The organism is Pontibacter sp. H249 (genome assembly GCF_037892465.1).
In the GTDB taxonomy this organism is placed as follows: Bacteria; Bacteroidota; Bacteroidia; order Cytophagales; family Hymenobacteraceae; genus Pontibacter.
The window spans coordinates 387,481-412,501 of record NZ_JBBKTR010000002.1; the positions used below are offsets into that span (position 1 = coordinate 387,481).

Below are 25,021 nucleotides of genomic sequence, written 5' to 3' on the forward strand. Positions count from 1 at the left end.
AAAAAAACGTTTTTAACGTAACCGCAGAATGAAGTGCACATAAGCACCCTACACTTTTTATACTGCCATATGCGGCTCGCACTACGGCAGCAGCACCAATTATGAAGGACCAAGATATTGTTAAGCAGGCAAGTGAGTTTATCTTTAAGCTATTTAAAGAGCGTCTCTCCAAAAAGCTTGTTTACCATAACTATAAACATACGTTTGAAACTGTAGCCGAAGCAGAGGAGTTAGGCAAGCTAAGCAACCTGGGAACCGATGAGTTGCAGGATCTTGTATTGGCCGCCTGGTTTCATGATGCTGGATACATAGAAACTTACGCCGACCACGAAAGCGAAAGTATAAAGATTGCGACAGCCTGGCTAGAGGAAAAGAATTACCCACCGGAACGCATCGAGCTCATAAGCCGCATCATAATGGCTACCAAGCACGATCAGCAGCCAGAGTGCCTGATAGAAGAGCTGCTAGTAGATGCAGATATGTCTAACATCGGCAAAGAAACGTTTTTTGCCACCGCTGAGCTCCTGCGTGTTGAGTGGGAAATATTTCAAGACAAGTTCTTTTCAGACAGGGAGTGGGCTCAGTTCCAGATGGATTTTCTGCTGTCTACTACTTTTCATACAAACCAGGCACAACGGAAGTTTGCCGGCCAACTGGGCCTTAATATACAGGAACAGCGCAACAGGCTACAGAAGGAGGTTAAGAAAAAGAAAAAAGAGGATAAGAAGCATCGTGAAACGCTGGCACAACCTAAGCGAGGCATTGAAACTATGTTTCGCAACGTTTACCGCACACACCTTAACCTAAGTGCCATAGCCGATAACAAGGCCAACATGATGATCAGCCTGAACGCTATTATTCTGTCTGTAATCATTACGTACCTAAGTGCTAAAACCTCGGCTACCGGAAGTGAATTTGCGCAGCACCGCACCTTGCTTATACCCGTGGGCGCGCTGGTGTTAACCACACTCGGTTCTGTTATTTTTGCTATTATTTCGGCTCAGCCAGAAGTTACCAGCTTTACCTTTAAAAAGGATAAAATGACCAGCCGAAAAATTAACCTGTTGTTCTTTGGCAACTTTACCAATCTGCCATTAGAGGACTTCCAAAGTGGTATGCACGAAATTATGCGTGATAAGAAATCGCTGTACAACAACATGATTACCGATATCTACTACCTGGGGGAGGTGCTAAACCGTAAGTACAAGATTCTACGCATCTCTTATACCATTTTTATGGTAGGTTTAGTAATTACTGTTATAGCGTTTGCCATTGCCGTGGTATACTACGGCCCAGACACCATACCAGGTGCTGACGGCACTACAGTGCAATAGCGAATATTACTTTGCACAATAGTATAATTGGCTTAATTTTGCTTTTAAAGCATACTGCAACAGGCCCTGTAGTTCAATGGATAGAATAGAAGTTTCCTAAACTTTAGATCCAGGTTCGATTCCTGGCAGGGCCACTCTAGTAGATAGTTTACACTATTAAACACAAGGATCACGTAATTCACTTTGATAAGACCTTAATATCATGTACCTTATCAAAATACAAGCTGTACACCTTTAAGCATGAGGAAACTTCTAGTCCCTGTATTCTTTATCGTTTTACTTGCTGCCGGGTGCCGGGAAAGCAACCGCGAACCTATTGGCAGAGATTCCTCTGAAGCTACTATGGCGAGTGAAACTGGTACAGAAACGCCCCTGCCTACTGATGTTCTTTTTGCTGTAAAGCCACTTATTAGCGGTGAGTTATACACAAAGCCAGACTTCCAAAGCTCCTCCCTTGCCTCTTTTGACACCTCCCAAAGTATACATGTTTTGGATTCCAGCCACGCTATCTTTGTTCATGCCAGAATAAGAAAAGATACCTCTGTACTGACAGGCTATATCCCTAAAACCATACTTCCCGAAAAGAAATAACAAAGTATAAATAGAGCTAAAAAGAAACCCTACCAAGCTTACGCCCGGCAGGGTTTCTAGATCAACAAACACTTATGAGATCAACTTTAGCCTAAAATATCAAAAGCGGTTCTGGCGCACAGGCACCAAGTTTCGCTATTGTTATACTTTGACAACAACTTGCATCAAAGGTTTAAACCGCTAAAAAATATTTATCAGATTATCAGCGCTTTCCCGAGAGGATGCTGTAAAGAATAACCTGTCGGCACAAAAAAAGCGGCCCTATTTATAGAACCGCTTTCCTTATTCAATGTTTAGTTTGTTAGTAAATAACTGTTTCTTTCAGCAGTGTCGAGTTGTTTTCTCCTTTTATCAGCATCTCCACCTCTACCTGCTTCACGTTCCAGTTAAAGTTTAGCACTCCAAAATTTAGCTGCTTTATAAGCCTACCAATGCGGTATTTATTTGGCTCTTCGGCGGCGCCACTATACACATGCGTAAGGCCACTGCTTGTAACCTCATAAAGCGGATAGCTCATACCCGGTAAGTTTGTTTTTGATATTTCGGCAATGTGGCGATCGCCGCTCAAAAGTATAACGCCTTTAGCGTTGGAAGCGGCAATTAGATCTAAAAGCCGTTTGCGGGAAGCCGGAAAGTTAGCCCATTTCTCAAACACCTGCTCCTCTGGCAACACTTGTATACCATTCCCGATCAGGTTGATATCTGCTTTGCTGTTGCGCAGTTCCTGCTCCAGCCATTGCCACTGCTCCTCACCCAGCACATCGCCGGTTTCGTTTACCTGGTATACTTTGTCTATGCGTAGCAGCGAGTCGCGGTGGTAGCGGCTATCGAGCATAATTACCTTTACCTGCTTACCTGCCGGCCCATAAGTATGAGAACTGTATACTCCCTCCTGCTGGCGACGCGGGCTATCGGCTGGCTCTCCTATAAAGTCCCAGAACAGTTGGGCACTTTCCTGTCGCATGGTATATTCCTTACCACCGTCGTTTAGCCCGTAATCATGGTCGTCCCATACCCCGATAATTTCGGAGGTTGCCATTAGCTGCTGGTAACCTGGTTCGGCCTTTACCATGTCATACTTTTGGCGCAGCACATTCATGTCGTAAGAGTCGCCGTAAATGTTGTCGCCTAACCAGGCCCATACTTGTGGCTTGTTCTGTACAATAACCGGCCAGAGCGGTTGCGGCAGGTCCTCGCGGTTACACGAGCCGAAGGCCAGGGTTGTAAGTGGAGTTTCGTTTTGGCTTGTGGCGGCAGGTTTCTGGCAAGCGCTAAGTATAACCAGCGCAAAGGCTAATATTTGCCAGTAGTTATGTTTGCTGAACATTGTAATAGTTGGTGTAATGTTAGGCAAATATAAGAAAAGCAAGTTGCTGAAGCGTAGCTTTTGATGTAAGGTTTATGTTAAACAAAAAGCGGCAGCCCGTTTCAGGGGCCGCCGCTTCCATTATATAAATCTTTTAAAATTACTTTACAACCACTCTTCTTACAGAACTGTAAGTGTCTGTTTCGAGCTTCACATAGTATAAGCCTTTTGCTTTACCTGTAAGGTCAATTGTTTTGGTAAACTGCCCTTGCCCGCTGGTTAACGTTTCGCGGTAAATCTCGTTACCGATAACGTTGATAATGCGCAACTCTGCCTTTTTAGCAGACAGATTAGATATTGATATCGTAAAAACGCCATTACTAGGGTTAGGGTAAATAGCAAGTTCTTCGTCCTGCTGCTCTACCTCTATTGCTTTTTCGGCCTGTTGCACCGGACCAAAGACAGACGTCCTGGCCTGTGCCTGCACTAGAAGCACCGTAGAAATTGTAAAAAGCGTAAGTATAAATTTCTTCATGTATATAAATTATATTCTTCCTCAAAAGTACAAAAGTCGTTCCAATTTAATTAACGTCTTACACAATAATTTGTTCTTGTATTATACACCCCTAAAAGATGCTGTTCACTAAAATCTGGCAAATAGAATTGTACTTTACAAATTCGGCAAAAGATAAAACCAATTGAAGCAAGTACTAATTATCGGTGGTGGGCTGGCTGGCCTCACAAGTGCCCTGCATTTGGCAAGGCAAGGTATAGCTGTAACTGTTATTGAGAAAAAAGCTTATCCTTTCCATAGAGTATGTGGAGAATATGTATCTAACGAGGTGCTGCCTTACTTGAGTAGCTTGGGCGTAGATATTAGCCAACTTACACCGGCACGCATTTCTAAGTTTATACTTTCTTCGCCGGGTGGCACCACATTAGAGAGCAACCTCGATCTGGGTGGCTTTGGCCTTAGCCGTTACGCTTTTGACCATTACCTGTACCAGTTGGCGGTGCAACAAGGGGTAGAGTTTAGGCTACAGACCACTGTGCAGGAGGTTACTTTTACTGATAATGTGCACACGCTGAAACTTTCTGACGGTGAAAGTATAAGTTCGGAGCTGGTAATTGGCGCCTATGGCAAACGCACCAACCTGGACAGGCAACTATCGCGCAGCTTCTTCAGTTCGCGCTCCCCGTACATCGGAGTAAAATACCACCTGCATTATCACCAGCCCCAGAATGTGATCGCGCTCCACAATTTTAAGGATGGCTATGCCGGCATTTCGGCCATCGAAGACAATCGTTACTGTTTCTGCTACCTGACCACCCGCCAAAATCTGCAGCAACACGGCACCATTCCCGCCATGGAGAAAGCTATACTTTACAAGAACCCTCACCTGCAACGCATCTTTACCGAAGCAGAGTTCCTATACGCTAAACCAGAGGTGATTAACGAGATATCCTTTGCTACCAAAACTTGCGTGGAGAATCATATACTAATGTGTGGCGATGCAGCCGGTATGATTACCCCGTTGTGCGGAAACGGCATGGCCATGGCTATACATTCTGGTAAGATTGCTGCAACAGAAGTAACACATTACTTTAACAAAGGCCGAAACCGGCAGCAGCTGGAGCAGCGATATACTTACGCATGGAAAAAACAATTTGAGGGCCGCTTGCAGTTGGGCCGAACAGTACAACACCTGTTTGGCAGCCCGATGTTGTCTGAAGTAGCTGTGGAAGTTCTGAAGCGGGTTCCGATGGCAGTAAGGTACATAATGCGCCAAACGCATGGCCAGCCGTTTTAACCTGATACATCTATTATAGGTTGGCTTCCGTACTTAAATGCACGCTACTGCTGCTCGCCTTTGCAAGCACTTACTACAGCCGCTTTACCTGGCCAGTCAGCTCACAGCAAAAAATCACACTACAACATGAAAAGCTACATTTGCGCCATAGGTACTGCTAACCCACCCCACAAAATACCCCAAATGCAGGTGGCAGATTTTATGGCAAGGGCACTTCAGTTTGATGACCAGGAAACACGCAAGCTTAAAGCACTTTACCGGGTATCAGGCATTGGCCAGCGCTACAGTGTATTGCAGGACTATACACGCCAGAACGGAGAGTTTACGTTTTATCCTAACACACCAACTTTAGAGCCCTTCCCGACGGTACAGCAGCGCATGGAGCTGTATCGTAAACACGCCGTAGATTTATCTGAAGAAGCGGTGCGTAACTGCATTAAACAGTCTGCTGTTAACCTGCAGGAGCTTACCCACCTGATAACCGTGAGTTGCACCGGCATGTATGCACCCGGCTTGGATATTGAGTTGGTGGAGCGGCTGCAGCTGTCGCCGTGCCTGCAGCGCACTGCCGTTAATTTTATGGGTTGCTATGCTGCATTCAATGCCATTAAGCTTGCCGACTCTATCTGCAGAGCCAACCCGGAATCCAAGGTAATGCTGGTTTGCACCGAGATCTGCACGATACATTTCCAAAACAACCCGGAGCAGGACCACCTGGTATCGAATGCTTTGTTCGGAGACGGTGCCGCAGCTGTGCTGATGCAGGGGCAGCCGTGCGAGCAGGTAAGTCTGGAGCTGCAATCGTTTCACTGCGACCTGGCGCCGGCTGGCAAACGCGACATGGCCTGGCACATTGGCGACACTGGGTTTGAGATGACACTCTCTTCTTACGTGCCTGATCTTATAAAAAACGGCATTAAGGAGCTAACGGAACGGCTGCTGCAAGGGCTTAAAACAACTGTAGAAGAGATAAAACTTTTTGCCATACACCCCGGTGGCAGGCGCATACTAGAAGTAATTGAGCAGGAACTGGGCATGAACCGAAACGACAACCGCTTTGCCTACCAGGTACTGCGCGATTTTGGAAATATGTCGTCGGCTACGGTGCTGTTTGTGCTGAAGGCCCTGATGGAAAGTCTTACGCCAAAAGAACAGAACGAACCTATACTTAGCTTTGCCTTCGGCCCAGGCCTTACCCTAGAATCGATGCTGCTAAAGGTGCACTATGCTAAAGTATAGATCTTACGAGCCGGAGCTGATGGACGACCTTACCTTATCGGGTGAGGAACTGCGCCGTAACCTGGAGGAGCTGGAGGTAATAAACAACTGGCTGGGCGGCTATAAAGTAGTGTTGCATGCGCTGGAGCAGCTACAGCTACCCGAAAATCATACTTTACGCATTGCTGATATTGGCTGCGGCGGCGGCGACACGCTTAAAAGTATAGCCAAGTGGGCCAGGCGTAAAAGTATAAATGTTGAGCTGGAAGGCATCGACGCCAACGACTTTATGGTGCAGTATGCCCGCAAGCGCTGCACTGGATTCCCGGAGGTAAGTATAAATCAATATGATGTTTTCTCGGAAGCATTTGCTTTGCAAAAGTATGACGTAGTAGTGTGCAGCCTTTTTTGCCACCACTTTACCGATAAGCAGCTGGTGCAGCTGTTCCGGCAGCTGTACAACCAGGCAACATATAAAGTGATCATCAACGACCTGCACCGCCACTGGCTTGCCTACTACTCCATCAAGTATATAACGGCTGCTTTCTCGGGCTCGAGGCTTGTAAAAAACGATGCGCCGCTTTCGGTATGGCGTGCTTTTAAACGCGAAGAACTGGAGCAACTTGTGCAGAAGGCGGCCATCCGAAAGTATACTTTAAGGTGGATGTGGGCTTTCAGGTGGCAGCTGGTGCTGGAGAAATAAATGGCAGCTCTTCTCATTTCAGATAAGTACAGACATCATATCACTTTAAGCTGAATTTTAACCCAATAGCAGTTTTTGGTGTATAGCAAAGTATGACAAAAGACAACATCAGGTTCTGGCTTCTCTTTATCGTTTCTGTTATTATTTCGGCAATAGCTATCTCGCTGTTCTTTAAAGCACTGAAGCTGATACTATACATTATACTTGTATTGGCTCTTGCCCCCATCGTATACATTGCATTGCGCAGTATTATACCCGGCCGCAAAAAACCAGACAATAAGCTAAAGACTAAAGAGTAAGTTGTGTTGATTGTCTGAATCTTTACATAGGGCCCTTATCCCAAGTATTTTCAAGATCATGAAAGATTAACAGGATTGAAACTCCAAAAAAATCAATCACTCATGCACCCAATCAAAATTCAAATCTCTCTAACGCTCTAACTCAAAAGTATACTTGCTGGGCCAGCCGGAAAGTGTTGGCATGAGCTTCTACGATGTGGGCAATCTGTTTGGAGTAGCCGCCTCCCATACTTATAGCAACGGGTAGGTTGTTGCGGTGGCATAGTTCCAACACAATGCGGTCGCGCTCTTTGCAGCCGGCAATGCTCATGCCCAGTTTACCCAGCTTATCGGTTGCCAGCACATCCACCCCCGACTGAAAGAAAACAAACTCCGGCTCGTGCTGATCGAACAGGCGCGGCAGGTGATGTTTCAGCAGGCTTAAGTAGGTTTTATCGTCGGTGCCCTCGGCTAAAGGTATATCCAGATCCGACTTCTCTTTGTGAAATGGATAGTTATGCCCCCCGTGCATACTGAAGGTAAACACCCTTGGCTCGTCGGTAAATATCTGTGCTGTACCGTTACCCTGGTGCACATCCAAGTCTACCACCAGTATGCTGTTTATACTTTTATACTTTAGCAGGTAGTTAGCAGCAATAGCAATATCGTTTAGCAGGCAAAAGCCTTCTCCCCTATCGGTAAAGGCGTGGTGGGTGCCGCCGGCTATGTTCATACCTACACCAAATTGCAAAGCAAACAAAGCAGCCTGTAGTGTACCGTTCATGATCACCACCTCCCGGTTTACCAGCTCCTCCGATAACGGAAAGCCTGTTTTGCGAATTTCGGAAGAGGTAAGCTGCAGGTTCTTCAGGCGGTGCCAATAGTCTGCGTCGTGGGTATCGAGGATGAACTGCTCTTGCAGCGGCTCCGGCGCAAAAAGATTATCGTAGGTTATAGTGCCTTCATAGAGCAGCTGCTCAGGCAACAGGTCATACTTTGCCATCGGGAAGCGGTGCCCCTCTGGTAAGCTGTGTGCAAATATCTCAGACCAGGCAATTTTAACATAGCACAAAGCTAACAATTATACGGCAGCGCATGTTTACCTAAGCACCTTTACCTTCACAAAACTGTGCAAAAACTAAATTGCTTAGCAACAAAATAGTGCAACGTGGATAACCTGTTACACACCCACCTAGCATGTATACTTTCAGCACCTTTACCTGTGGATAAATGTGGATAACTATGTTTATTAACATAAGTTATCCACCAAAACGTGTTATCAACGGGTAAGAAGCCAGAATTTATCTTCCTATTTTTATATATCTGACCTGTAAAGTATAGTTTTGAGGAGGATTTTGCTAAAAAAGTTAACCTTAATATGCTCCTGTATTTTGCCGTGTTTGTGCTTTAAATTACAGAAGGTTAACAGTAATTACACGATATAATAAAGCATCACCATCTGTTTTCACATCATTTTAAGTGTAGCCAGCGTACTACAGTCAGTAACATACGGCTTGGCAACCACTGATCCAGCTTATAAATATGACTCACCAGCACCTGATCATATTGAAATCCTTACTTGCAGCTGCATTTATTTGCTTAGCGGCCCTTACTGCCTGCGACACATCCATAAAAACAGATCAGGCTTTAATAGGCGAGGCGATTGCCCCGACTGGAACCACAGCAGCACCTTCTGCCATTTTTAAAATTGACACTGCCAAGAGCCAGCTGACCTGGATCGGAGCCAAAATGACGGGTCGCCATAACGGAGTTTTTAAGATACAAGAAGGAGAACTACACCTTTCGGACAGCATACTAACAGGCGGCACTATAATTATTGACATGAGCAAAGTACGCGCTGATGATAAAACGATAGATAAAGCCAGCAATGAAAAGCTTACCAAACACATGCGCTCCGCTGACTTTTTTGATGTTGAAAAGTATAACAAAGCTACGTTTGAACTTACCGGCATTGCCCCCTATGATAGTGCCAAAGCAAAGCCAAACACCCCCAGAACCACAACAGATAATGCCTTACGTGTAAAGAAACTCACCCACCTTATCACCGGCAACCTTACGATTAAAGACCAGACCAAGAGCATTACTTTCCCGGCCAGAGTTACACTTAGCGATAACCAGCTGAAGGCTAAAGCAAACTTTAACATAGACCGCACCCAATGGGGCTTGGTTTACCGGTCGGATAAATCGCTGGGTGACCAAACCATTCGACCTGAAGTAAATATCGGGTTTGATGTTGTGGCCATACCTCAGGCTAACTAATACCCTACCTCCCTTATTGCATGCTGCTTTTTAGCTTTTTATGCTAAAACTATATTTAGTGCGTTTCTAAGCCTAAAGATCAAAGTATAAAGTATGAGAAAATTGCTCTACCTGCTCCTGTTGCTCTTGCTGCCATTTGTTACATATGCCCAGAGCAGCCCTCTGGCGACTTTCAACCTGGAGCAGGCAAGTACCTTGCGCACTGGTATGCTGGTGCTGGGAGGCTGGGCCATCCTGAACATCCTGCTGGCAAGCTTTAAGCTGACCACTACCACACGTGCCCGCCGCTACTTTTACCATATGAACCTGTACTGGAACATCATAAACCTGCTGATTGCCGGCATTGCGCTGCACCAGATTATATCGTCGGATAAAGAGGCGATGGCCCTGGCTGAAAGTATAGAACAACATATATGGTTTAAGAAAGTGCTGTACTTAAATGTAGGTTTAGATGTAGCTTATATTTTTTTGGGGGCATACCTGGAGCAACGCTCTAAAACTGCCTTGCTAAAACCTGAGCGCCTGCAAGGCTGGGGACAATCTGTTATCTTACAGGGCTTTTTTCTGCTGCTGCTGGATGTAGTGCTGGTAGTGTTTTTAGAAAGTATAGATGAAGGGCTTTTTATACTTTTACCGCAGGTATAATTGGTCTGCAAGTATAAATCATCATCCTTTAAAAGCATTTACCGGTGCAACTGTTTTAAAGTACAAGCAGCCATCTTATTAAAAGCAAAGCCGCACCTTAAAGTATAAAGTGCGGCTTTGAATTTTATAAAGTATGAACTTGCTAGCGGTTGTGTTTTCCTTCGGCAAACTCTTCAACCATCTTTTTATTAAAGGCCGGAATATCATCTGGGTTACGGCTGGTTACTAAACCTTGATCTACTACCACTTCCTGATCTATCCACTCGGCACCGGCGTTTTTTAAGTCGGTTTTTAACGTATGGTAACTGGTCATTTTCTTGCCTTTTACTTTTCCGGTTTCAATCAGCGTCCAAGGGGCGTGGCAGATAGCAGCTACAGGTTTGCCGCTTTCCATAAACGTGTTTACAAAGCTTACGGCATCTTGGTTAGTGCGCAGCTTATCGGGGTTCATTACGCCACCAGGCAGCAATAAACCATCGTATGTATCAGCATTTACTTCGTTTAGTTTTTTATCTACCTTAAACTTATCTCCCCAGTCGGTGTGGTTCCAGGCTTTTATTTCGTTGTTTTTGTTCGGTGAGATGATATGAGCTTCGGCACCTTCGTCCTTTAGTGCTTGCAGTGGCTTTGTGAGTTCTACCTGCTCAAAACCCTCTTCTACTAAAATCGCAATTTTCTTTCCTTCTAATTTATTAGCCATTTCTAAGTTTGTTTTTATGCTGTTAAACATTGTTCTATGTTAGTAACGGGCATAGGCATCTTTTGTTAATCACCCTGCTGCACCTTTGCCATTACATTTCAGTAGCTGTGCCCATAAATTCTACTGTCTAATTCATTCTTAAACCAAGAGCTAAAAAAACCTGGGGAGTATAAGCGCTACCCAAGATCATCTTTGGCTAAGTATGCCATAATGCCTTCCGCAGCACTTTATTAAAAGTTATAGGTAAGAAGCTTCCTTGCTAAAGTTTCCTGTAAATTTTAATTAGATTTATTCCAAATAAGAAAAAAGCTACCGATATTTACCCGCATCTTTTTTGGATAAACTATAACTAAACCTCCATCAATCCTTAACATGAAAAAGTATACTTTGCGAAAACTCTTTAATGATGTGCACCTGTGGCTGGGTATTGCCAGCGGTCTGGTGCTGTTTATAGTTTGCCTTACCGGCACTATTTATACCTTTAAGGAGGAGGTGGAGCAGCTAATGGCGCCTGAAAAGTATACCGTGGAGGTTCCGGCCAATGCACAGCCCATGGCTACCAGTGCACTTATCGCGCAGCTGGAGCAGGAACTGAAAGGCAAAGTAATAAGCATAAGTATACCCGAGGATAAAAGCAGTACCTACAGCATAGGTGTGGCACCAGCTGCCAAAGAGGGCGCAAAAAAAGGAGCAGGCAAACCAGATGGAGGCGCCAAAGGAAAAGAGGGTAAAGGCGGTGAAAAAGGCAAAGGCGGCGGCCGACCAGCTACTTACTATGTTAACCCATATACTGCACAGGTAGTGGGCACACCAGAAAGTGGTACGGCAGAGTTTTTCTCAACAGTAATGAAGCTGCACCGCTGGCTACTGATAGAAGGCGATGCAGGCAAAATAATAGTAGGCGCATCTACCATTATTTTCACGTTCCTGGTGCTTACCGGGCTGGTGCTGTGGTTTCCGGTGAAACGCAAAAACTGGAAGCAGGGCCTTAAGATTAAAACTAACGCTAAATGGAAGCGTGTAAACCACGACTTGCACAACACACTAGGCTTCTACTCTTCTATTCTGTTGCTGATTATGGCTCTTACCGGCCTTTGCTGGTCTTTTGAGTGGTACCGCGATGGTTTGAGCAGTGTAATGGGCACTGAGGTATTTAAAGGCCGTAAAGAGAAGCCTGCCACTATTGCCGCTGTACCAACCACAGCTACAACAGAAGATTACATTGCACAGGCCAACCTGCTGCTACCTTACTCCGGCGATCTTCGCATTTCGCTTCCGGAAGATGATACTACCGCCGTTGTGATACAGAAAAGACAGACAGGATTTTTTGCTCTTGCTGCCGCTGATAAAGTACAGCTAAATAAGCACAATGCAGAGCCGCTTAAGGTAGAGAAGTTCTCAGACAAAGCATTTAACGAGCAGGTTGTATCGTTGATAAAGCCGCTGCACCTGGGCAACGTGTACGGCACTTTTTCCAAAATCTTGTACTTTATCGCCTGCCTTATTGCCACCAGTTTACCTATAACCGGCACACTTATCTGGATAAACAAGCTGCGCAAAAAGAAGAAGCCAGGCAAAATAACCCGCACTAAAGGTGCAGCAACAGTAGCCAGTTAGTAACAGAAAAACATCCTGCAGCAGCCACGGTTTACACGTTAAGCCGTGGCTGTTTTGCTTTCTGGCTGTATAGTTACTCCCCTGCCCTCTTCAGAGGTTTTTTTTTCGCAAGACCTGTTAAAAGGATCAGTTTCCGGTTACTCGATAGCACAAGCATTGCGCTGAATAAGTCCTTTTTAAGGGTAAGGCTAGATGAATTTGCAATAGAAGCTCCCACACCTGTTGTTTCTAATATCAACATTAAATGTTAAATTTATACAGCAACACACGTATACATTTTGCTTAACGTTATATAAAGTATGATGAAGATAAAAATCAGGTTAACACTGGCTACACTGGCATGTATACTTACCGCTTCCCCAGCTTTTGCCCAGGAGGTAAAGGTGATAAAGTATAAGGAGCTGGAGCAACTGCGCAATGCCCCACACGATACGCTGTATGTGGTAAATTTCTGGGCCACCTGGTGCAAACCCTGCATTAAAGAGATGCCATACTTTGAAGCGCTTACCGAGCAGTATAAAAACCAGCCGGTGCGCGTAGTGCTGGTAAGTATGGATGCTGCCGAAGACCTGGATAAGCGCGTTAAACCCTTTGTGCAGAAGCGTAGTCTAAAGTCTGATGTGATGCTACTGGACGAGGTAGACGCCAACACTTGGATAGACAAGCTGGAGCCAAAGTGGAGCGGAGCTATACCGGCCACCATGGTTTTTAACAACAAGCGAAAGCAGTACGAGTTTGTAGAAAAAGAGCTCTCGCAGGAAGAGTTGCAACGTATGATCAAAAAGTATAAACCATAACCTTTAACCTCTATGAGAAAGCCAAAACTACCTTTCGTTTACTTTATCTGCCTGCTGTTTGTGGGCGTGCTTCTGGCAGCTGCTCCTGCCAACAATGGTTACCAGGTAGGCGACACCGCCCGCGACTTTAAGCTGAAGAACGTAGACGGCAAGATGATGTCCATGGCCGACTACAAAAACGCCAAAGGCTTTATCGTTACCTTTACCTGCAACACCTGCCCCTACTCCGTAGCCTACGAAGACCGCATCATCGACCTACACAAAAAGTATGCACCCAAAGGCTACCCGGTTATTGCCATTAATCCAAACGATGTAAATGTATCTCCTAAGGATTCTTATGCTGATATGCAGAAACGCGCCAAGGAGAAAAGCTTCCCGTTTGCCTACCTCCACGATGAAACACAGGAAATTACCAAAGCTTATGGCGCTACCCGCACTCCGCACCTATACATTGTACAGAAGCAGAAAGACGGAAATTATAAAGTAGCCTACATCGGCACGATAGACGATAACTCTCGTGATGCCTCTAAAGTAGAGAAAAAGTATGCCGAGGCTGCCCTGGATGAGCTTGTAGCCAACAAAGCCGTTAGCCAGCCAAGCACCAAAGCCATTGGCTGCACTATCAAGTGGAAAGAGGCTTAATTTATACTTTATAACTTACATTTTAAGTCCCCTGCCAGCTAGTCTGGTAGGGGACTTTTTTGTATCCGCAGTTAAACGTTTATAAACGCAACTAAACGTTTCATAATACGATTATAGGTTTTCTGACTGCTTTACGAGTGACACCTTGATACCCCTAACCCTACCACTGCAGCATCGGACCATGCTGCAACCCATTGGATTGCAACACATTAAACACAGCTTTGAATTACCAGGCAAGGGACTTGTCATGTACGTTCTTTAATAGTATCTTGTATAGTGTATATACTATATGCTTACCTGGAAATCAGCTACAAAACCAGCAAAACCACTTACGTACATAGTGCAGATAAACGTCATAGTGACGTATACACAGTAGTTGTATGTTATTGAAGATTATGAAGAAAATATACATATTCCTTATTGCCATCTTATCCTTACAAGCCTGTGCCTCTGAGCAAGAAAATGCTGCAATAGACAATATATTGAAGTTCTATGGGGGAAGAGCAGAGTGGAGTATTGGTCAGAACGCTTCTACTGATGATGAAGAGATACAGGGTAAGTTCTTCGAAATAAAACTCTCAGATGCTGATTTAAGCAGCTATAAGTATCTTAGTATGCCAGCATCCAATATTGCGTACCTTTTCTACTCGTCCTTAACTCCAGAAGAGAAAAGCAGCTATGACTTCATTAGAGTGGACGTAGACTATAACGGTAAAGAGAAAGTAGTTGAGTACTCCACGCAAGAGTTGGAGTTAGTCACTAATTCCATGGCTGTATTCGAATTGACTGCAGAAATACTCAAGACCGAAAAGTATGAAAGCTTGAAAGAGCTTCTGGATAAGAGCTATCCTTCTGAAGTAGATGGATTTGAAGAGACCTTTGCTCAGATTGACTCTGCTTATGGTAAAGTTACAGGCTTGAGTATCCAAGGCTATTCCCTTTCCCAAGGCAAGGTCGGGAGTCGGTATACTGACCTGCTGAAGCTATCAGGCGTACTGACAAGAGAAAAGCAGCATACCGATTTTAGCGTGACGGTCGATGCAAAAGACCCTGAGAAAAAGATAGTGAATATGAAGTTCCAGCAGTAGAATAACACCATACAACCAAGTATAGCAGTAATGCTACGGCTACGCCTTGCCATCTGCTATACCAACACGTTATACGTCAACTCTACTCATGATGGTACTTCTCTCCTCTTAGTATAGTAAATCCGCGATAAAGTTGCTCTGTAAAGAAAAGCCTTACCATTTGGTGAGAGAAAGTCATTTTAGAAAGTGAGATTTTATCGTTGGCTCTTTGGTAAACAGCCGGCGAGAAACCAAAAGCGCCGCCAATAACAAATACGAGGTTGGTTGTAACGGCATTAAGCTTCTTTTGCAGGAAAGTGGCATACTCTGAAGACGTAAACGTTTTCCCTTTCTCGTCGAGCAGGATTAGGTGGTCGCCCTCCTGTACTTTCTGAAGTATGAGCTTGCCCTCCTCCTCTTTCAGCTTGTCGGCAGCATACTTTCCGCCCTGCTTTATATCCGGTATAATTATAAACTCTACCGAGTGGTAATGCTTTAATCTTTTAAGATACTTTTCTATCCCCTCCTCCAGAAATGCCTCGTCGGTTTTGCCTATTGCAATAAGTTTGATCTTCATTTGCTACTGTGTTTGCGCCAATTTCGCTTTATTTTCCTTTAATAAAAAACACAGGATGCAGAGCAGGCACTTTAGCGGCTATACCATTTGCAGGCAAAGCACCTGTAAAACTGTAAAGTTGCAGCAGGTATATGACAATCTAACTTATTTTCCATATATTGTAGTAATCACATTTAAATTGCTTAAAGCATGGCCTTGATCTGGAGTATTATTGGAGTAGCCGCCGCTGCAACCGGAGGTGCGTTAGTCTATCTTTTAACAGTGAAGGCAAACAAGAAAAACAACATTAAGTAGCACCGCATTAACCCATACTTTATTCTGTTTATTAAACCCTATTAACGATAACCAAACTTATGAACAACAAACTTACCCTGGCCTTACTTGTCTTTTTTGTGCTTTCTACAACCACCCTCTTTGCACAAGGAGATGATGTATCAAGAACGGTGATTAACAATGGTGTAGGTTTAGGCGCTGTAATTGCAGTGGTAGCCTCGTGGTCCAGGAACGGCTCTATACTTTGGGCTATACTTCATGGCATACTAAGTTGGTTGTATGTTATTTATTTCGCCCTAAGCCGTAGCTCCAACGCGTAAAACGTTGCCCTGCAACAGTATTTTTACTCTATTTCTTTTTCATCGGCTGGCAATGGCAGGCCTGTTGGCGTAATGGTGCTGGCAGCGCGCAAAGCCGGGTTCATATACTTTCGGTGCTTCATACCTTCTATGCGGGCCTCTACTTCATACTTGTTATTGTAGTACCCCACCCGCCACGACTCTACCAGGTACAGCCACAGAAACCGAAAAAAACCATGCTCTTTAAACTGCCTGATGTGGCAGAGCTCATGCGCCAGCCATCCTTGATCCCTCAAAAAATCATCCCGACTAACACCGCTCAAATGTATGGTTTTACCCAGCACCATGGCCACGTTACCACTTTTTAACACCATCCGTGCAATGCGGGCAAATAAAGAACGTTCTACAATTTTAAAATCCATAAAAACAATTCTCTGATTGTACTTTAATTTTATACTATTTATCTCAGCTATATATTTTAAGGGTATATAGCCTCGTTTAAACGGCAGATGCACCACATTTACAGGCAAATAGCTACGGCCCGTTTTTTGGCTCTTTAGATTTTTGTACCTATTTTTGCCCGCTGCCATCCCAAAGAGGGTTATACGGCAGCACAAGGAGCAGAATTCAGTGCAATTTAGCTGCTCTTTTTAGATAATAACGGTGTAACTGTTTGCCTGTTTTACACAGGCCGATAACATGCCAAACCCTATGACTAAAACCATTATATTAACTGCACTTGCCATTATATCTGTTGTGCTTTCGTATTTCTACGAGGTTGCACCAGCTAAGTCGGCCACTTCTGAAAATGCACCTGCAGCATATACTATAACACCATACGCTATTAATTCCGGCGAAGACATGGTGCGTGCCCTGGAGTTTTACGAGCCCATTGAAGAGGAGGAGACCCCGGAGGCAAAAGAGTATTTCTCTAAAAAGCTTAACATGCGCTTTGCTAACCCTGAGGCAAAGGATTTGGTAGAAACCGTGGCCCAGTGGGTAGGAACGCCGTACCGCTACGGCCGCAGCTCTAAAAAAGGCACCGATTGCTCCGGGTTCGTTACCAGCATTTACCGCGAAGTATACGGTGTAAACTTAAGGCGCAGCTCTCATTCTATGTTCCAGGAGGTGCAGCGCATTAAGAAAGACAGTATCCAGACCGGCGATCTTGTTTTTTTCCGTCGCAGTCCTAAGCAGCCTGTCTTCCATGTAGGCATTTACCTTAAAAACGGCAAATTTATTCACTCTGCCACCAGTGGCGGCGTTATGGTAAGTTCGCTAAAGGAACCATTTTACCGCAATTACTACTATGCAGCTGGCCGAGTGAACTAGGTTGCAGCCTACATCGCAAAGCAAATGAAAGCGTAACTACAGGTTCCGCCATCGCTATAAAATTACAGGCCCCGCAGAGAACACTGCGGGGCTTTTTTTGTTTAAACCATCAACAACAATTTTACCTGCATCAAGTATAGGAAGGTTACTGTTAGTTAAGCAACTTTGCACCGCGTTAACAGCAGAGCCGTTTTAGCCTAAAACACTATTTATACACAAACACAGCAAGTAGCAGTACGTAAAAAAACTATGGAGAACCAAAGACCGGATGGCAAGAACATAGCCGACAGCAAGATCTTTAAAAACATTCTGAATAAGGCAGAACAGTACCTGAAGCACCCTTCTAAAATAGCAAGTCTGTTAAACGACGCTTTTAAGAAAGCTACGCAGAGCAAAAGTGTTGGCGCCATTGCCGGCGAAGTATGGGAAAACCTGCAACTGCTGTCGCGTATGATAAAGGCTGCAACATCCGGAGAGTATAAAGGCATACCAACTACTACACTGGTAGGCGGCGTAGCTGTTATACTATACTTCCTGATGCCGATAGACGTGATTCCGGATTTTATACCAGTTCTTGGTTTACTGGATGATGCCAGCCTGCTAGCCTGGTTTATGGCAAGTATAAAATCGGAGCTGGATAAGTTTAAGGAGTGGGAAAGCCACAAACCGGCCACCGAACAGCAACATACGCACACTGACACAGCACACAATGCAGATCCATCGTTTGGTACGCCTAAATTTGCCGACCAACCTGCCAGAACTGTAGAAAGAGAGACAGACAGTAGAGAGTAAGAAAACACACTAACCCGCCATACTATGAAAACGAACAAAGCCGACAACAAGAACAAAAAGGATAGCACCAAGGATGCGATGCAGAAAGGCTCTGGTAGTTCAGGCCAGCCTAGCACCGGCAAAGACCATACTTCGCAGGGGCATTCTACTGATGCAGAAGGTTCTGCTACCAGCAGCAAAGAACCTACGCTTCGGGGCTCAACAACAGATAGCAGCCGCACGCACAAAAACCCTCACGACGACCTGCCTACTGGTGGCAACATCCGCTAGATAAGGTACAAAAAGCAGAGGCCGGTTAACTGATAACCGGCCTCTGCTTTTTGCCTACAGTTGTAATGTAGTAAGCTTTGTTTAATGTGAAAAGAGCCGCAACTTAAAGCTACGGCTCTTCCGGGTAAAGGGTGATAAAAGTTATAAGGGTAGTTGGGGTCATTTCCAGTCCGGCGTTTCAGCATCAGAAAACAACAGCTCTCTTTCTGAGCCATCAGCGGCATTCATTATCCATACTTCGTGCTTGCTTATACCGTCGTTAGATGTGTTCACAAAAATTATCTTTGCACCATCAGGCGAGAACCTTGGGTACAGATCATTTGTACCGGCCGTCTTGTTAGCTGAAAGATCTATTAACCCAGTGCCATCTAAGTTTTGGATAAAGATACGAGAGTTCAGCTGGCGGCCTTCCATGGTTTCGAAGCCTGCTACATCACGTGTATAGATCACCTGCCGGCCATCTACAGAAAAAGAAGGACTCTCTAGTCTACCTGCTTCGTTGCCTACTAACTGCATCATACCAGATCCGTCAGCGTTCATAATGTAAATTTCAGCGTCGTTGATATTTGAGCCAATGGTTTGGGCTACTATCTTGTTACCCTGTGATGTCCAGTCTACCATCCGGAAGTGCCTGTCTGCAGGGGCCTTTGCTATGAGAGTTAAGCCAGAGCCATCTCTGTTTACACGGTATAGGTTATCATAGTTGGCATATAGCAATTGCCCCCCGTCCGGCGACCATGCAAAACCGATGCCCTGGTTATGATAACCAGCCACAGGCACAGTAGTAACCTGCTCTTTATCCGATCCGTCGCGCCTCATGCGGTAAATATGTGTATTTACACCGGCATTGGAAGAGTAGGCTATCTCATTTCTTCTCGGCGACATAACAGGCCACCATTCTCTGCTGAAGCTATTTGTAAGGCGGAAAGCGTTTGTAGACACACCGTCAGAGGAGTAAATATCGTAGTTGCCGTTTACCATTCTGGCGAAAAGGTACCTGGCATCTGGTAAGGGAGCAGTCTTAAATTTCCAAACTGTACCATTAATGCTCTTCCCACTGCTGTTCTTAGAGATCACCTGCCAAAAATATGTAGTATTATACTTTAACTGCGTCGCAACAAACGAGGTATCACTGGTACCCTGCACCAGCATATTCTTTTGCAGAGACCCCGACTCATATAGTAGCACATCGTAAGTCAGGGTTTCGCCTTTTTTAGCATTTCCCATCCATCTCAGTGTAACAGCTATCGGCACATCAACAGAGTCTACTTTCGGAACAGGGTTAGAGGCAAGCTCAGGAGCCGTTTGGTTATCTTTAATTTGGGTAAGTATAATGGTAACTCCGGCTATTGTTTCGCCATCATTTTCCTTTTCCTCTTTTACGCTAACAGAAACAATTTCTTGGTCAAAGCCTGCTTTCTTGGCTGTTATATTATAATCGCCCCATGGCACACCCGTAATCTTAAACTTGCCGTTCTCATCTGTAACCACAGCCGAGGTGCCTGGTGTGGTGGTTATACTTACAGCAGAAATACCCGTCCCAGCATCTGCTGTAACAACTACTCCTTCAATCGTACCCTCACCTTTTGGTTCTATGGTATCCTCGTTGCACGATGTAAACCCAATAAGTAGGGTAAACAAGAAAATAAGCTTTAGGGTGGATGAGTTTCGGAGCATGGTTGATTAATATAGCTAGTAACTGATTAGGCTTTTGGTGTTATCAGGCATCAAATCGTGAAAATGACCAAAAACCATATATCTCTATAATTTCTTTTTAAATTACAATATATTGATATACGTATATTAAGTTGAAGAGTTATACATTTTATTAGATGTTTGCTAAAAGTTTTGTTGTATAAGCTAATGCAGCTAAACGGAGCATAGGCACTTGGTTAAACCATTGATAGCAAAATACTTCTGGAGTAGTGCTTACATTTTAGGATTGTAAACCACTGCAGCTTTTAGGACAAGATAAGGGTGAGGTAACCATGCCCAGAAGCTGCTGTGGCTACTAACTGTTAGATAGGTATGTAAAATTGCTCAGAAAAGTAAACAGACCTTTAGCAGGATTGTAAACTGGAGCTTAGTTGGAATAACTGATAATTTCTTCAGCTACCTGCCGGCTGCCATCATAAAGTGCCAGGTGCAGTTCATACTTGTCGCCTTCAGAAAAGGAGACCGAAGTTTTAGAGAGCTCTACGGTTTCTCTGGGAGTAGCACTAACTATACCGGACTGCCTGGTAGCAGATGAGCCGCTTCTGCCGATGCGCTTACATTTAAATTTATAGGTGAGTGATATCTGCTTAGTGCTGTTGTTTACAAGAACATTTTTAATCTTGAGGGTATTGCCTGTCACCTCTGTTTCAATACGGGCATCGTAAACATCAGCTGCCTGCAAAGCATTTCTTTCTCCCCACATCATTGATACAATTAATGTTAATAAAAATATTGAGTTCATGGTGACTTTACTGTTCTTTGGTAAAAAGTTAGCTTATTGCCGTTTCCCTGTTGGGGTTGGTAAGCCTACATTACTTTGTTCTATTCTGATATTCATATTGTTTCCTTGCTGCACCACCTTGTATGGCTTAGAGCTCGAGCTTGTTTCCACTTGGTTAATGGAGTTATTGTTGCCTATTTGTATTAAAGTATAATCTAAGTACCTTCCTTTAACCGTTTGGTTTATCTCGTTTCGGGTACCTTTTTGCATTACTGCAGATGAGTTGCCTATACCATCTATATCACCTGAGTAGCTGTTGTGGCTACCTGTTTGTGTGGCATTAAGCTTGTTGCCAACACCTTGCTGATGAAGGAAAACACTATTATATATCCCGACCTGCTCTATAAAAGCACCATTAGGTTTAGACGAAGCATTTCGCTGGGATATGGAAGTATGATTTGCGTTTCCGGTTTGGTAGATCTGCGCTTTGGTTACCAGATTTTCTTTTGCTGCAGTCTCGGAGGTTTTTACAGAGGATAAATTTTTAACCAGTTGCTCTTCGTACTTGCCACTTTGCCCATAGACTGTAACCTGGAGCAACAGAATGAAAACAGCAGCAAACATTAATTTAATTTTTTTCATAGCAATCTAACGTAAACTGCAGGTGGTTAAATAGATAAATCTCCGTGGCGAGCAGAGCCCGCCACGGAGATTGGAGTTGTTATACTATCTCTGAACTACTGAAGTAGAGTTACCTACACCAGACTGCCCAACATAAACAGCGTTACCAGTACCACCCTGTGCTACAGTAGCGCTATTTGACCAGCCTGCCTGGCCAACTACTACTAAGCCGCTTGTTCCTGTCTGGTGAACATCAGCCATGTTACCTCTACCTAACTGGCCAACTAAAGCTGTGTTAGAAGAACCTTCTTGTAGTATCATTGCTTCGTTGTCTACACCTATCTGTGCTACAGCACCAATGTTGTAGTTTCCGCTCTGCATTACAGTGGCAGTGTTACCTTCGCCGGCCTGTAGTACACCACCAATGTTGTAGTCACCTACCTGGCTTACGTCAGCTGTGTTGTTAGCACCTTGGTACTGCAATACAAGAGCTGTGTTGTAATCACCATCCTGCGCTACACTTGCATCGTTGTCGTAACCACCGATTTGTGCTACATAGGCAGAGTTGTCATCACCTGATTGCTCAATCATAACATCGTTATACTCGCCACCTAACTGAGCAACTGCTGCTGTGTTACGAGCTCCGTCCTGCATAATCTCGATTTCGTTGTCTTCGCCACCTACCTGCAGAGTTCCTGCAAAGTTTCCAGTTCCATCTTGCTCGATATCAGACTCGTTGTCTTCACCACCTAACTGCTCGATTTCAGCCATGTTTCCGGCACCATCCTGCTCGATGTCTGCCTCGTTGTCTTCACCTTCTACTTGAGAGATAGAAGCTCTGTTTCTGTAGCCATCCTGATCGATGTCTGCCTCGTTGTCTTCGCCGCTAGACTGAGAGATTACTGCTCCGTTTTTGATACCATCCTGATCGATATCAGCTTCGTTACTGTAGCCACCGATTTGAACTATGCCAGCTCTGTTCTTGTAGCCTTCCTGCTCAATTTCAGCATCGCTATTGTAACCGCTGTACTGTCTGATACCAGCGCTGTTCATTGTACCTTCCTGCTCAATTTCAGCATCGTTGTAACGACCATACTCTTGTAGGATACCAGCTTTGTTGTGGCGACCTTCTTGCTCAACAGAGCCTTCATTATTTTCACCGCCTACTTGGGCAACTTTAACCTTGTTGTGACGGCCTTCCTGGGTGATTGATGCCGCGTTGTTTGTTCCACTCTGGGCCAATACCGGAGTTGCAGCAAGGAATAGTGCAACAGCACTTGCGTAGATAATGCGCTTTTTCATAATGTTTTTAGATTTTTTAAAGTTTTTATATTGTTTATATAAGCCTTATACCATCACAAATAAATATAGTTACATGTTATATTCATTTTTTTTATATTTTTTTTAATTTATATATAACTTAACATATAATTAATACTTTTTTAACATAAAATAGGCTGCTTAAAATGCAAAAGGCCAGGCATAACTGCCTGGCCTTTTGCATTTTATCAAATATGAAGATTCTACCTAAATAGATTAAGATAGAAATTAAGCCCTACTTTTGCCGTCCAGAAGTAATCATTAAACTTACCCTGCTCCACATTATCCAGGTTATCATTTAAGAGATAAGAGCTGGAGGCATTAAGATCTATTCCTATTCTATCTGTTACCAGATATTCTAATCCAACACCTGCTTTAACATAAGGACTAAAGCTATCAATAGAGGTACTCTTAACATCGCTCTTATACAATAAAGAGCCTGTGCCCAACTGGAAGTATGGAGTATACTTTAATCTTGGGTATAAGCTGTAGTATAGGTTAGCCTCTGCATAATTAGCGGCTACATTAAAAAATGTAACTGTACTTAAGTTACCTCTACCTGCCTTAATATCCAGAGCCAGGTTATTCCGTGAGCTTAACCGAACCCCTCCTTCTAAAAGTGTTTGAATTCTACTGCCAGAATAGTCGCCTTTATATAACATTAAACCTGTACCGGCGCTCAAGGCAAGCTGGCCACGCCTAACGGCCATAAACCTGCCATGCGGATCGCTGTTTTCAACTTCTTGCTTCTCTTGGGCATGTTGCGTAAAAAGAGGCGACTGCAGGTCTTCTTTATTTTTTAACTTCCAGTATCCGGAATGCACACCCTCTATAATCAGACTTTGAACGGCCTTGTCAATAGCTTCTTTTACAGCCATCTCAGCCGGCTCGTTATAAGTGAATCCGGTTTCAGCCTCTAGTAAACGTTTAAACTTTACATACCTGAAAATACCAATATCAACAGCCTGCGAAAGTATGGTTTTGGAAGTATAAACCGTTTTGAGTATCTCTCCGGTACTTGTAGAAATTGCTCTTAAGTAAACTGTAACTTTGTCTTCGCGATACTGACCTGAGCCACCTGCACCAAAGTATCTTAACCCGGCTCCACCTGTTATCACATTTGCATCATACGAAATAATGCCTCCCTCCAATATGATACCTGCAAATAACAAACCTGGCAGGTTTGGCTCCGGCTTTTTTGTTATAGCCTCCGCTTCGGCGCGGGTAGACCTGATAATTTTTCTTTCGTTTAGCAGGTTTCCTAGGTTTTCGCGCTCAATCGGAGTAAACCATCCCGACTCTTCCAAAGACTTTAACAGTATAGTAGTAGTGCCCTGCGTAACTGCTGTAGACCAGCTGGCACCGTTAGGTGATGGTTTGTACTGCCCTGTCTGATCCCGGAATTTGTACACAGCTGCTACCACTTTTTGCTGCGGCTCAGGCAGGTTTACCAGATCTGAATTGCCAGGAGCAGGCGCACCTAAAGAGGCTCTGGAGGTCTGGAAGGGCTGCATATAAGCAGAGCATGCCTGCAAGGCATACACAACAGCCAGCAGGCAAAAGGCATAGCAGCCCCTTTTATACTTTATAAACATAACAATAAGGGTTATTAGGGTTAATGAGGCTTAGGTTAACTTGGCGTCGGTTATTTATGAAGGTAGGCTAGTAATAAGGTACTGTAACAGCAGTTTTATCACCTGTTGCACTGTCTACTATTACTATATTTATACCTCTGCTATCTTCGGTAATGTCTATTTTATAGGTGCCTATAGTATAACTACCTGGTGTAATACCATCTTCCCCAAATTGAGAAGTGATTAGTTGCCTCGAAAGCTGGCTTAATATCTGCCGGTTCAAGTCCCTTTTAAAGTCTTGCAACGGGTTATCTTCAAACATTCCTAAACCAGTTTCTTGTTGCGGATCTTTTAATTTATCCTGGGCCTGTGCTGAGCCAAGCATCCAGTTATAATTATATGGGTCGCCGCCAAAGGCAGGGTTCTTAGCTTGATAAACAAAGTCTTGTGCAATAGCCTTACCAGCTCCTAATAAGCAGAAAACCGTGAATAAGCATAAAGTAAATAAAGATTTTTTCATAAGGGTAGGCTTTTAAA

General features: G+C 44.2%; 28 protein-coding genes and 1 tRNA gene. 17 read left to right on the plus strand and 12 right to left on the minus strand.

All coding sequences use genetic code 11. The features are described from left to right. The first annotated feature begins 101 nt into the window (after positions 1 to 101). From WG943_RS04060 to WG943_RS04070, 3 genes are all read left to right on the plus strand, one after another. Positions 102 to 1,334, plus strand: a complete 1,233-nt coding sequence (locus WG943_RS04060; protein WP_340406888.1) for a Pycsar system effector family protein — start codon at positions 102 to 104, stop codon at positions 1,332 to 1,334. 62 nt (positions 1,335 to 1,396) lie between these two features. Further along, a tRNA-Arg gene (locus tag WG943_RS04065) sits at positions 1,397 to 1,468 on the plus strand. Positions 1,469 to 1,574: 106 nt separating this feature from the next. After that, a complete protein-coding gene (locus WG943_RS04070; RefSeq protein WP_340406890.1) occupies positions 1,575 to 1,925 on the plus strand; it encodes a hypothetical protein in 351 nt (116 codons plus the stop codon). 301 nt (positions 1,926 to 2,226) lie between these two features. Here the strand turns inward: WG943_RS04070 and WG943_RS04075 are convergent, their stop codons facing one another. Together WG943_RS04075 and WG943_RS04080 are read right to left on the minus strand one after the other, a co-directional pair. Continuing rightward, positions 2,227 to 3,252 (minus strand): alkaline phosphatase D family protein, encoded by a 1,026-nt coding sequence (locus WG943_RS04075; protein ID WP_340406892.1) that lies wholly within the window; start codon positions 3,250 to 3,252, stop codon positions 2,227 to 2,229. Between the two features lie 139 nt (positions 3,253 to 3,391). Beyond that, the gene (locus WG943_RS04080) at positions 3,392 to 3,766 is read right to left on the minus strand and encodes a T9SS type A sorting domain-containing protein (protein ID WP_340406893.1); all 375 of its coding nucleotides are present in this window, start codon (positions 3,764 to 3,766) and stop codon (positions 3,392 to 3,394) included. Positions 3,767 to 3,929: 163 nt separating this feature from the next. Here WG943_RS04080 and WG943_RS04085 point away from each other — a divergent pair, with 163 nt between their 5' ends. From WG943_RS04085 to WG943_RS04100, 4 genes are all read left to right on the plus strand, one after another. Next, a complete protein-coding gene (locus WG943_RS04085; protein ID WP_340406894.1) occupies positions 3,930 to 5,042 on the plus strand; it encodes an NAD(P)/FAD-dependent oxidoreductase in 1,113 nt (370 codons plus the stop codon). Between the two features lie 126 nt (positions 5,043 to 5,168). Continuing rightward, positions 5,169 to 6,281 carry a type III polyketide synthase gene (locus WG943_RS04090; RefSeq protein WP_340406895.1) on the plus strand — a complete coding sequence of 371 codons (1,113 nt, stop codon included), beginning with the start codon at positions 5,169 to 5,171 and terminating at the stop codon, positions 6,279 to 6,281. Then, complete coding sequence (locus tag WG943_RS04095; protein WP_340406896.1) at positions 6,268 to 6,963, plus strand: methyltransferase domain-containing protein; 696 nt, start codon at positions 6,268 to 6,270, stop codon at positions 6,961 to 6,963. The genes WG943_RS04090 and WG943_RS04095 overlap by 14 nt, the downstream gene beginning before the upstream one ends. A 92-nt stretch (positions 6,964 to 7,055) precedes the next feature. Continuing rightward, complete coding sequence (locus tag WG943_RS04100; protein WP_340406899.1) at positions 7,056 to 7,262, plus strand: hypothetical protein; 207 nt, start codon at positions 7,056 to 7,058, stop codon at positions 7,260 to 7,262. A 142-nt stretch (positions 7,263 to 7,404) separates the two neighbouring features. Here the strand turns inward: WG943_RS04100 and WG943_RS04105 are convergent, their stop codons facing one another. Beyond that, positions 7,405 to 8,313 carry a histone deacetylase family protein gene (locus WG943_RS04105; protein WP_340406900.1) on the minus strand — a complete coding sequence of 303 codons (909 nt, stop codon included), beginning with the start codon at positions 8,311 to 8,313 and terminating at the stop codon, positions 7,405 to 7,407. A 470-nt stretch (positions 8,314 to 8,783) separates the two neighbouring features. Here WG943_RS04105 and WG943_RS04110 point away from each other — a divergent pair, with 470 nt between their 5' ends. Together WG943_RS04110 and WG943_RS04115 are read left to right on the plus strand one after the other, a co-directional pair. Beyond that, positions 8,784 to 9,521, plus strand: coding sequence for a YceI family protein (locus WG943_RS04110; RefSeq protein ID WP_340406902.1), 738 nt, complete (start codon positions 8,784 to 8,786; stop codon positions 9,519 to 9,521). 93 nt (positions 9,522 to 9,614) lie between these two features. Further along, complete coding sequence (locus WG943_RS04115) at positions 9,615 to 10,166, plus strand: DUF6992 family protein (RefSeq protein ID WP_340406903.1); 552 nt, start codon at positions 9,615 to 9,617, stop codon at positions 10,164 to 10,166. Positions 10,167 to 10,308: 142 nt separating this feature from the next. On the opposite strand, the gene WG943_RS04120 is transcribed toward WG943_RS04115, so the two are convergent. Then, positions 10,309 to 10,866 carry a type 1 glutamine amidotransferase domain-containing protein gene (locus tag WG943_RS04120; protein ID WP_340406904.1) on the minus strand — a complete coding sequence of 186 codons (558 nt, stop codon included), beginning with the start codon at positions 10,864 to 10,866 and terminating at the stop codon, positions 10,309 to 10,311. Between the two features lie 372 nt (positions 10,867 to 11,238). Between WG943_RS04120 and WG943_RS04125 the strand changes: the two genes are divergently transcribed. The 4 genes from WG943_RS04125 (at position 11,239) to WG943_RS04140 (ending at position 15,010) form a co-directional block, all read left to right on the plus strand. Continuing rightward, entirely contained in the window at positions 11,239 to 12,483 is a 1,245-nt protein-coding gene (locus WG943_RS04125; RefSeq protein ID WP_340406905.1) for a PepSY-associated TM helix domain-containing protein, read from the plus strand. 299 nt (positions 12,484 to 12,782) lie between these two features. Further along, complete coding sequence (locus tag WG943_RS04130) at positions 12,783 to 13,280, plus strand: TlpA disulfide reductase family protein (protein ID WP_340406907.1); 498 nt, start codon at positions 12,783 to 12,785, stop codon at positions 13,278 to 13,280. Positions 13,281 to 13,292: 12 nt separating this feature from the next. After that, positions 13,293 to 13,922: a thioredoxin family protein gene (locus WG943_RS04135; RefSeq protein ID WP_340406909.1), complete on the plus strand. Its 630-nt coding sequence runs from the start codon at positions 13,293 to 13,295 to the stop codon at positions 13,920 to 13,922. Positions 13,923 to 14,317: 395 nt separating this feature from the next. Then, positions 14,318 to 15,010, plus strand: a complete 693-nt coding sequence (locus WG943_RS04140) for a hypothetical protein (protein WP_340406911.1) — start codon at positions 14,318 to 14,320, stop codon at positions 15,008 to 15,010. A gap of 82 nt (positions 15,011 to 15,092) precedes the next feature. On the opposite strand, the gene rlmH is transcribed toward WG943_RS04140, so the two are convergent. After that, positions 15,093 to 15,566 (minus strand): 23S rRNA (pseudouridine(1915)-N(3))-methyltransferase RlmH, encoded by a 474-nt coding sequence (gene rlmH, locus WG943_RS04145; RefSeq protein ID WP_340406913.1) that lies wholly within the window; start codon positions 15,564 to 15,566, stop codon positions 15,093 to 15,095. 353 nt (positions 15,567 to 15,919) lie between these two features. Here rlmH and WG943_RS04150 point away from each other — a divergent pair, with 353 nt between their 5' ends. Then, positions 15,920 to 16,159 (plus strand): hypothetical protein, encoded by a 240-nt coding sequence (locus tag WG943_RS04150; protein ID WP_340406914.1) that lies wholly within the window; start codon positions 15,920 to 15,922, stop codon positions 16,157 to 16,159. Positions 16,160 to 16,182: 23 nt separating this feature from the next. Here the strand turns inward: WG943_RS04150 and WG943_RS04155 are convergent, their stop codons facing one another. Further along, positions 16,183 to 16,560, minus strand: coding sequence for a hypothetical protein (locus WG943_RS04155; protein WP_340406915.1), 378 nt, complete (start codon positions 16,558 to 16,560; stop codon positions 16,183 to 16,185). 289 nt (positions 16,561 to 16,849) lie between these two features. On the opposite strand from WG943_RS04155, the gene WG943_RS04160 reads away from it, so the two are divergent. The 3 genes from WG943_RS04160 to WG943_RS04170 all read left to right on the plus strand — a co-directional run bounded on the left by WG943_RS04160 (position 16,850) and on the right by WG943_RS04170 (position 18,532). After that, the gene (locus tag WG943_RS04160; RefSeq protein ID WP_340406917.1) at positions 16,850 to 17,470 is read left to right on the plus strand and encodes a C40 family peptidase; all 621 of its coding nucleotides are present in this window, start codon (positions 16,850 to 16,852) and stop codon (positions 17,468 to 17,470) included. Between the two features lie 249 nt (positions 17,471 to 17,719). After that, positions 17,720 to 18,262, plus strand: coding sequence for a YkvA family protein (locus WG943_RS04165; protein ID WP_340406918.1), 543 nt, complete (start codon positions 17,720 to 17,722; stop codon positions 18,260 to 18,262). 24 nt (positions 18,263 to 18,286) lie between these two features. Further along, positions 18,287 to 18,532, plus strand: a complete 246-nt coding sequence (locus WG943_RS04170; protein ID WP_340406919.1) for a hypothetical protein — start codon at positions 18,287 to 18,289, stop codon at positions 18,530 to 18,532. 159 nt (positions 18,533 to 18,691) lie between these two features. Here WG943_RS04170 and WG943_RS04175 read toward each other — a convergent pair whose 3' ends face one another. From WG943_RS04175 to WG943_RS04200, 6 genes are all read right to left on the minus strand, one after another. Further along, a complete protein-coding gene (locus tag WG943_RS04175) occupies positions 18,692 to 20,209 on the minus strand; it encodes a carboxypeptidase regulatory-like domain-containing protein (protein ID WP_340406920.1) in 1,518 nt (505 codons plus the stop codon). Between the two features lie 406 nt (positions 20,210 to 20,615). Beyond that, entirely contained in the window at positions 20,616 to 20,990 is a 375-nt protein-coding gene (gene csgH, locus WG943_RS04180; protein ID WP_340406921.1) for a curli-like amyloid fiber formation chaperone CsgH, read from the minus strand. 33 nt (positions 20,991 to 21,023) lie between these two features. Further along, a complete protein-coding gene (locus tag WG943_RS04185; RefSeq protein WP_340406923.1) occupies positions 21,024 to 21,611 on the minus strand; it encodes a hypothetical protein in 588 nt (195 codons plus the stop codon). Between the two features lie 84 nt (positions 21,612 to 21,695). Further along, complete coding sequence (locus WG943_RS04190; RefSeq protein ID WP_340406924.1) at positions 21,696 to 22,892, minus strand: hypothetical protein; 1,197 nt, start codon at positions 22,890 to 22,892, stop codon at positions 21,696 to 21,698. Positions 22,893 to 23,113: 221 nt separating this feature from the next. Further along, positions 23,114 to 24,505 carry a CsgG/HfaB family protein gene (locus tag WG943_RS04195; protein ID WP_340406925.1) on the minus strand — a complete coding sequence of 464 codons (1,392 nt, stop codon included), beginning with the start codon at positions 24,503 to 24,505 and terminating at the stop codon, positions 23,114 to 23,116. Between the two features lie 67 nt (positions 24,506 to 24,572). Then, complete coding sequence (locus tag WG943_RS04200) at positions 24,573 to 25,004, minus strand: curli production assembly/transport component CsgF (RefSeq protein WP_340406926.1); 432 nt, start codon at positions 25,002 to 25,004, stop codon at positions 24,573 to 24,575. Positions 25,005 to 25,021: the final 17 nt, after the last annotated feature.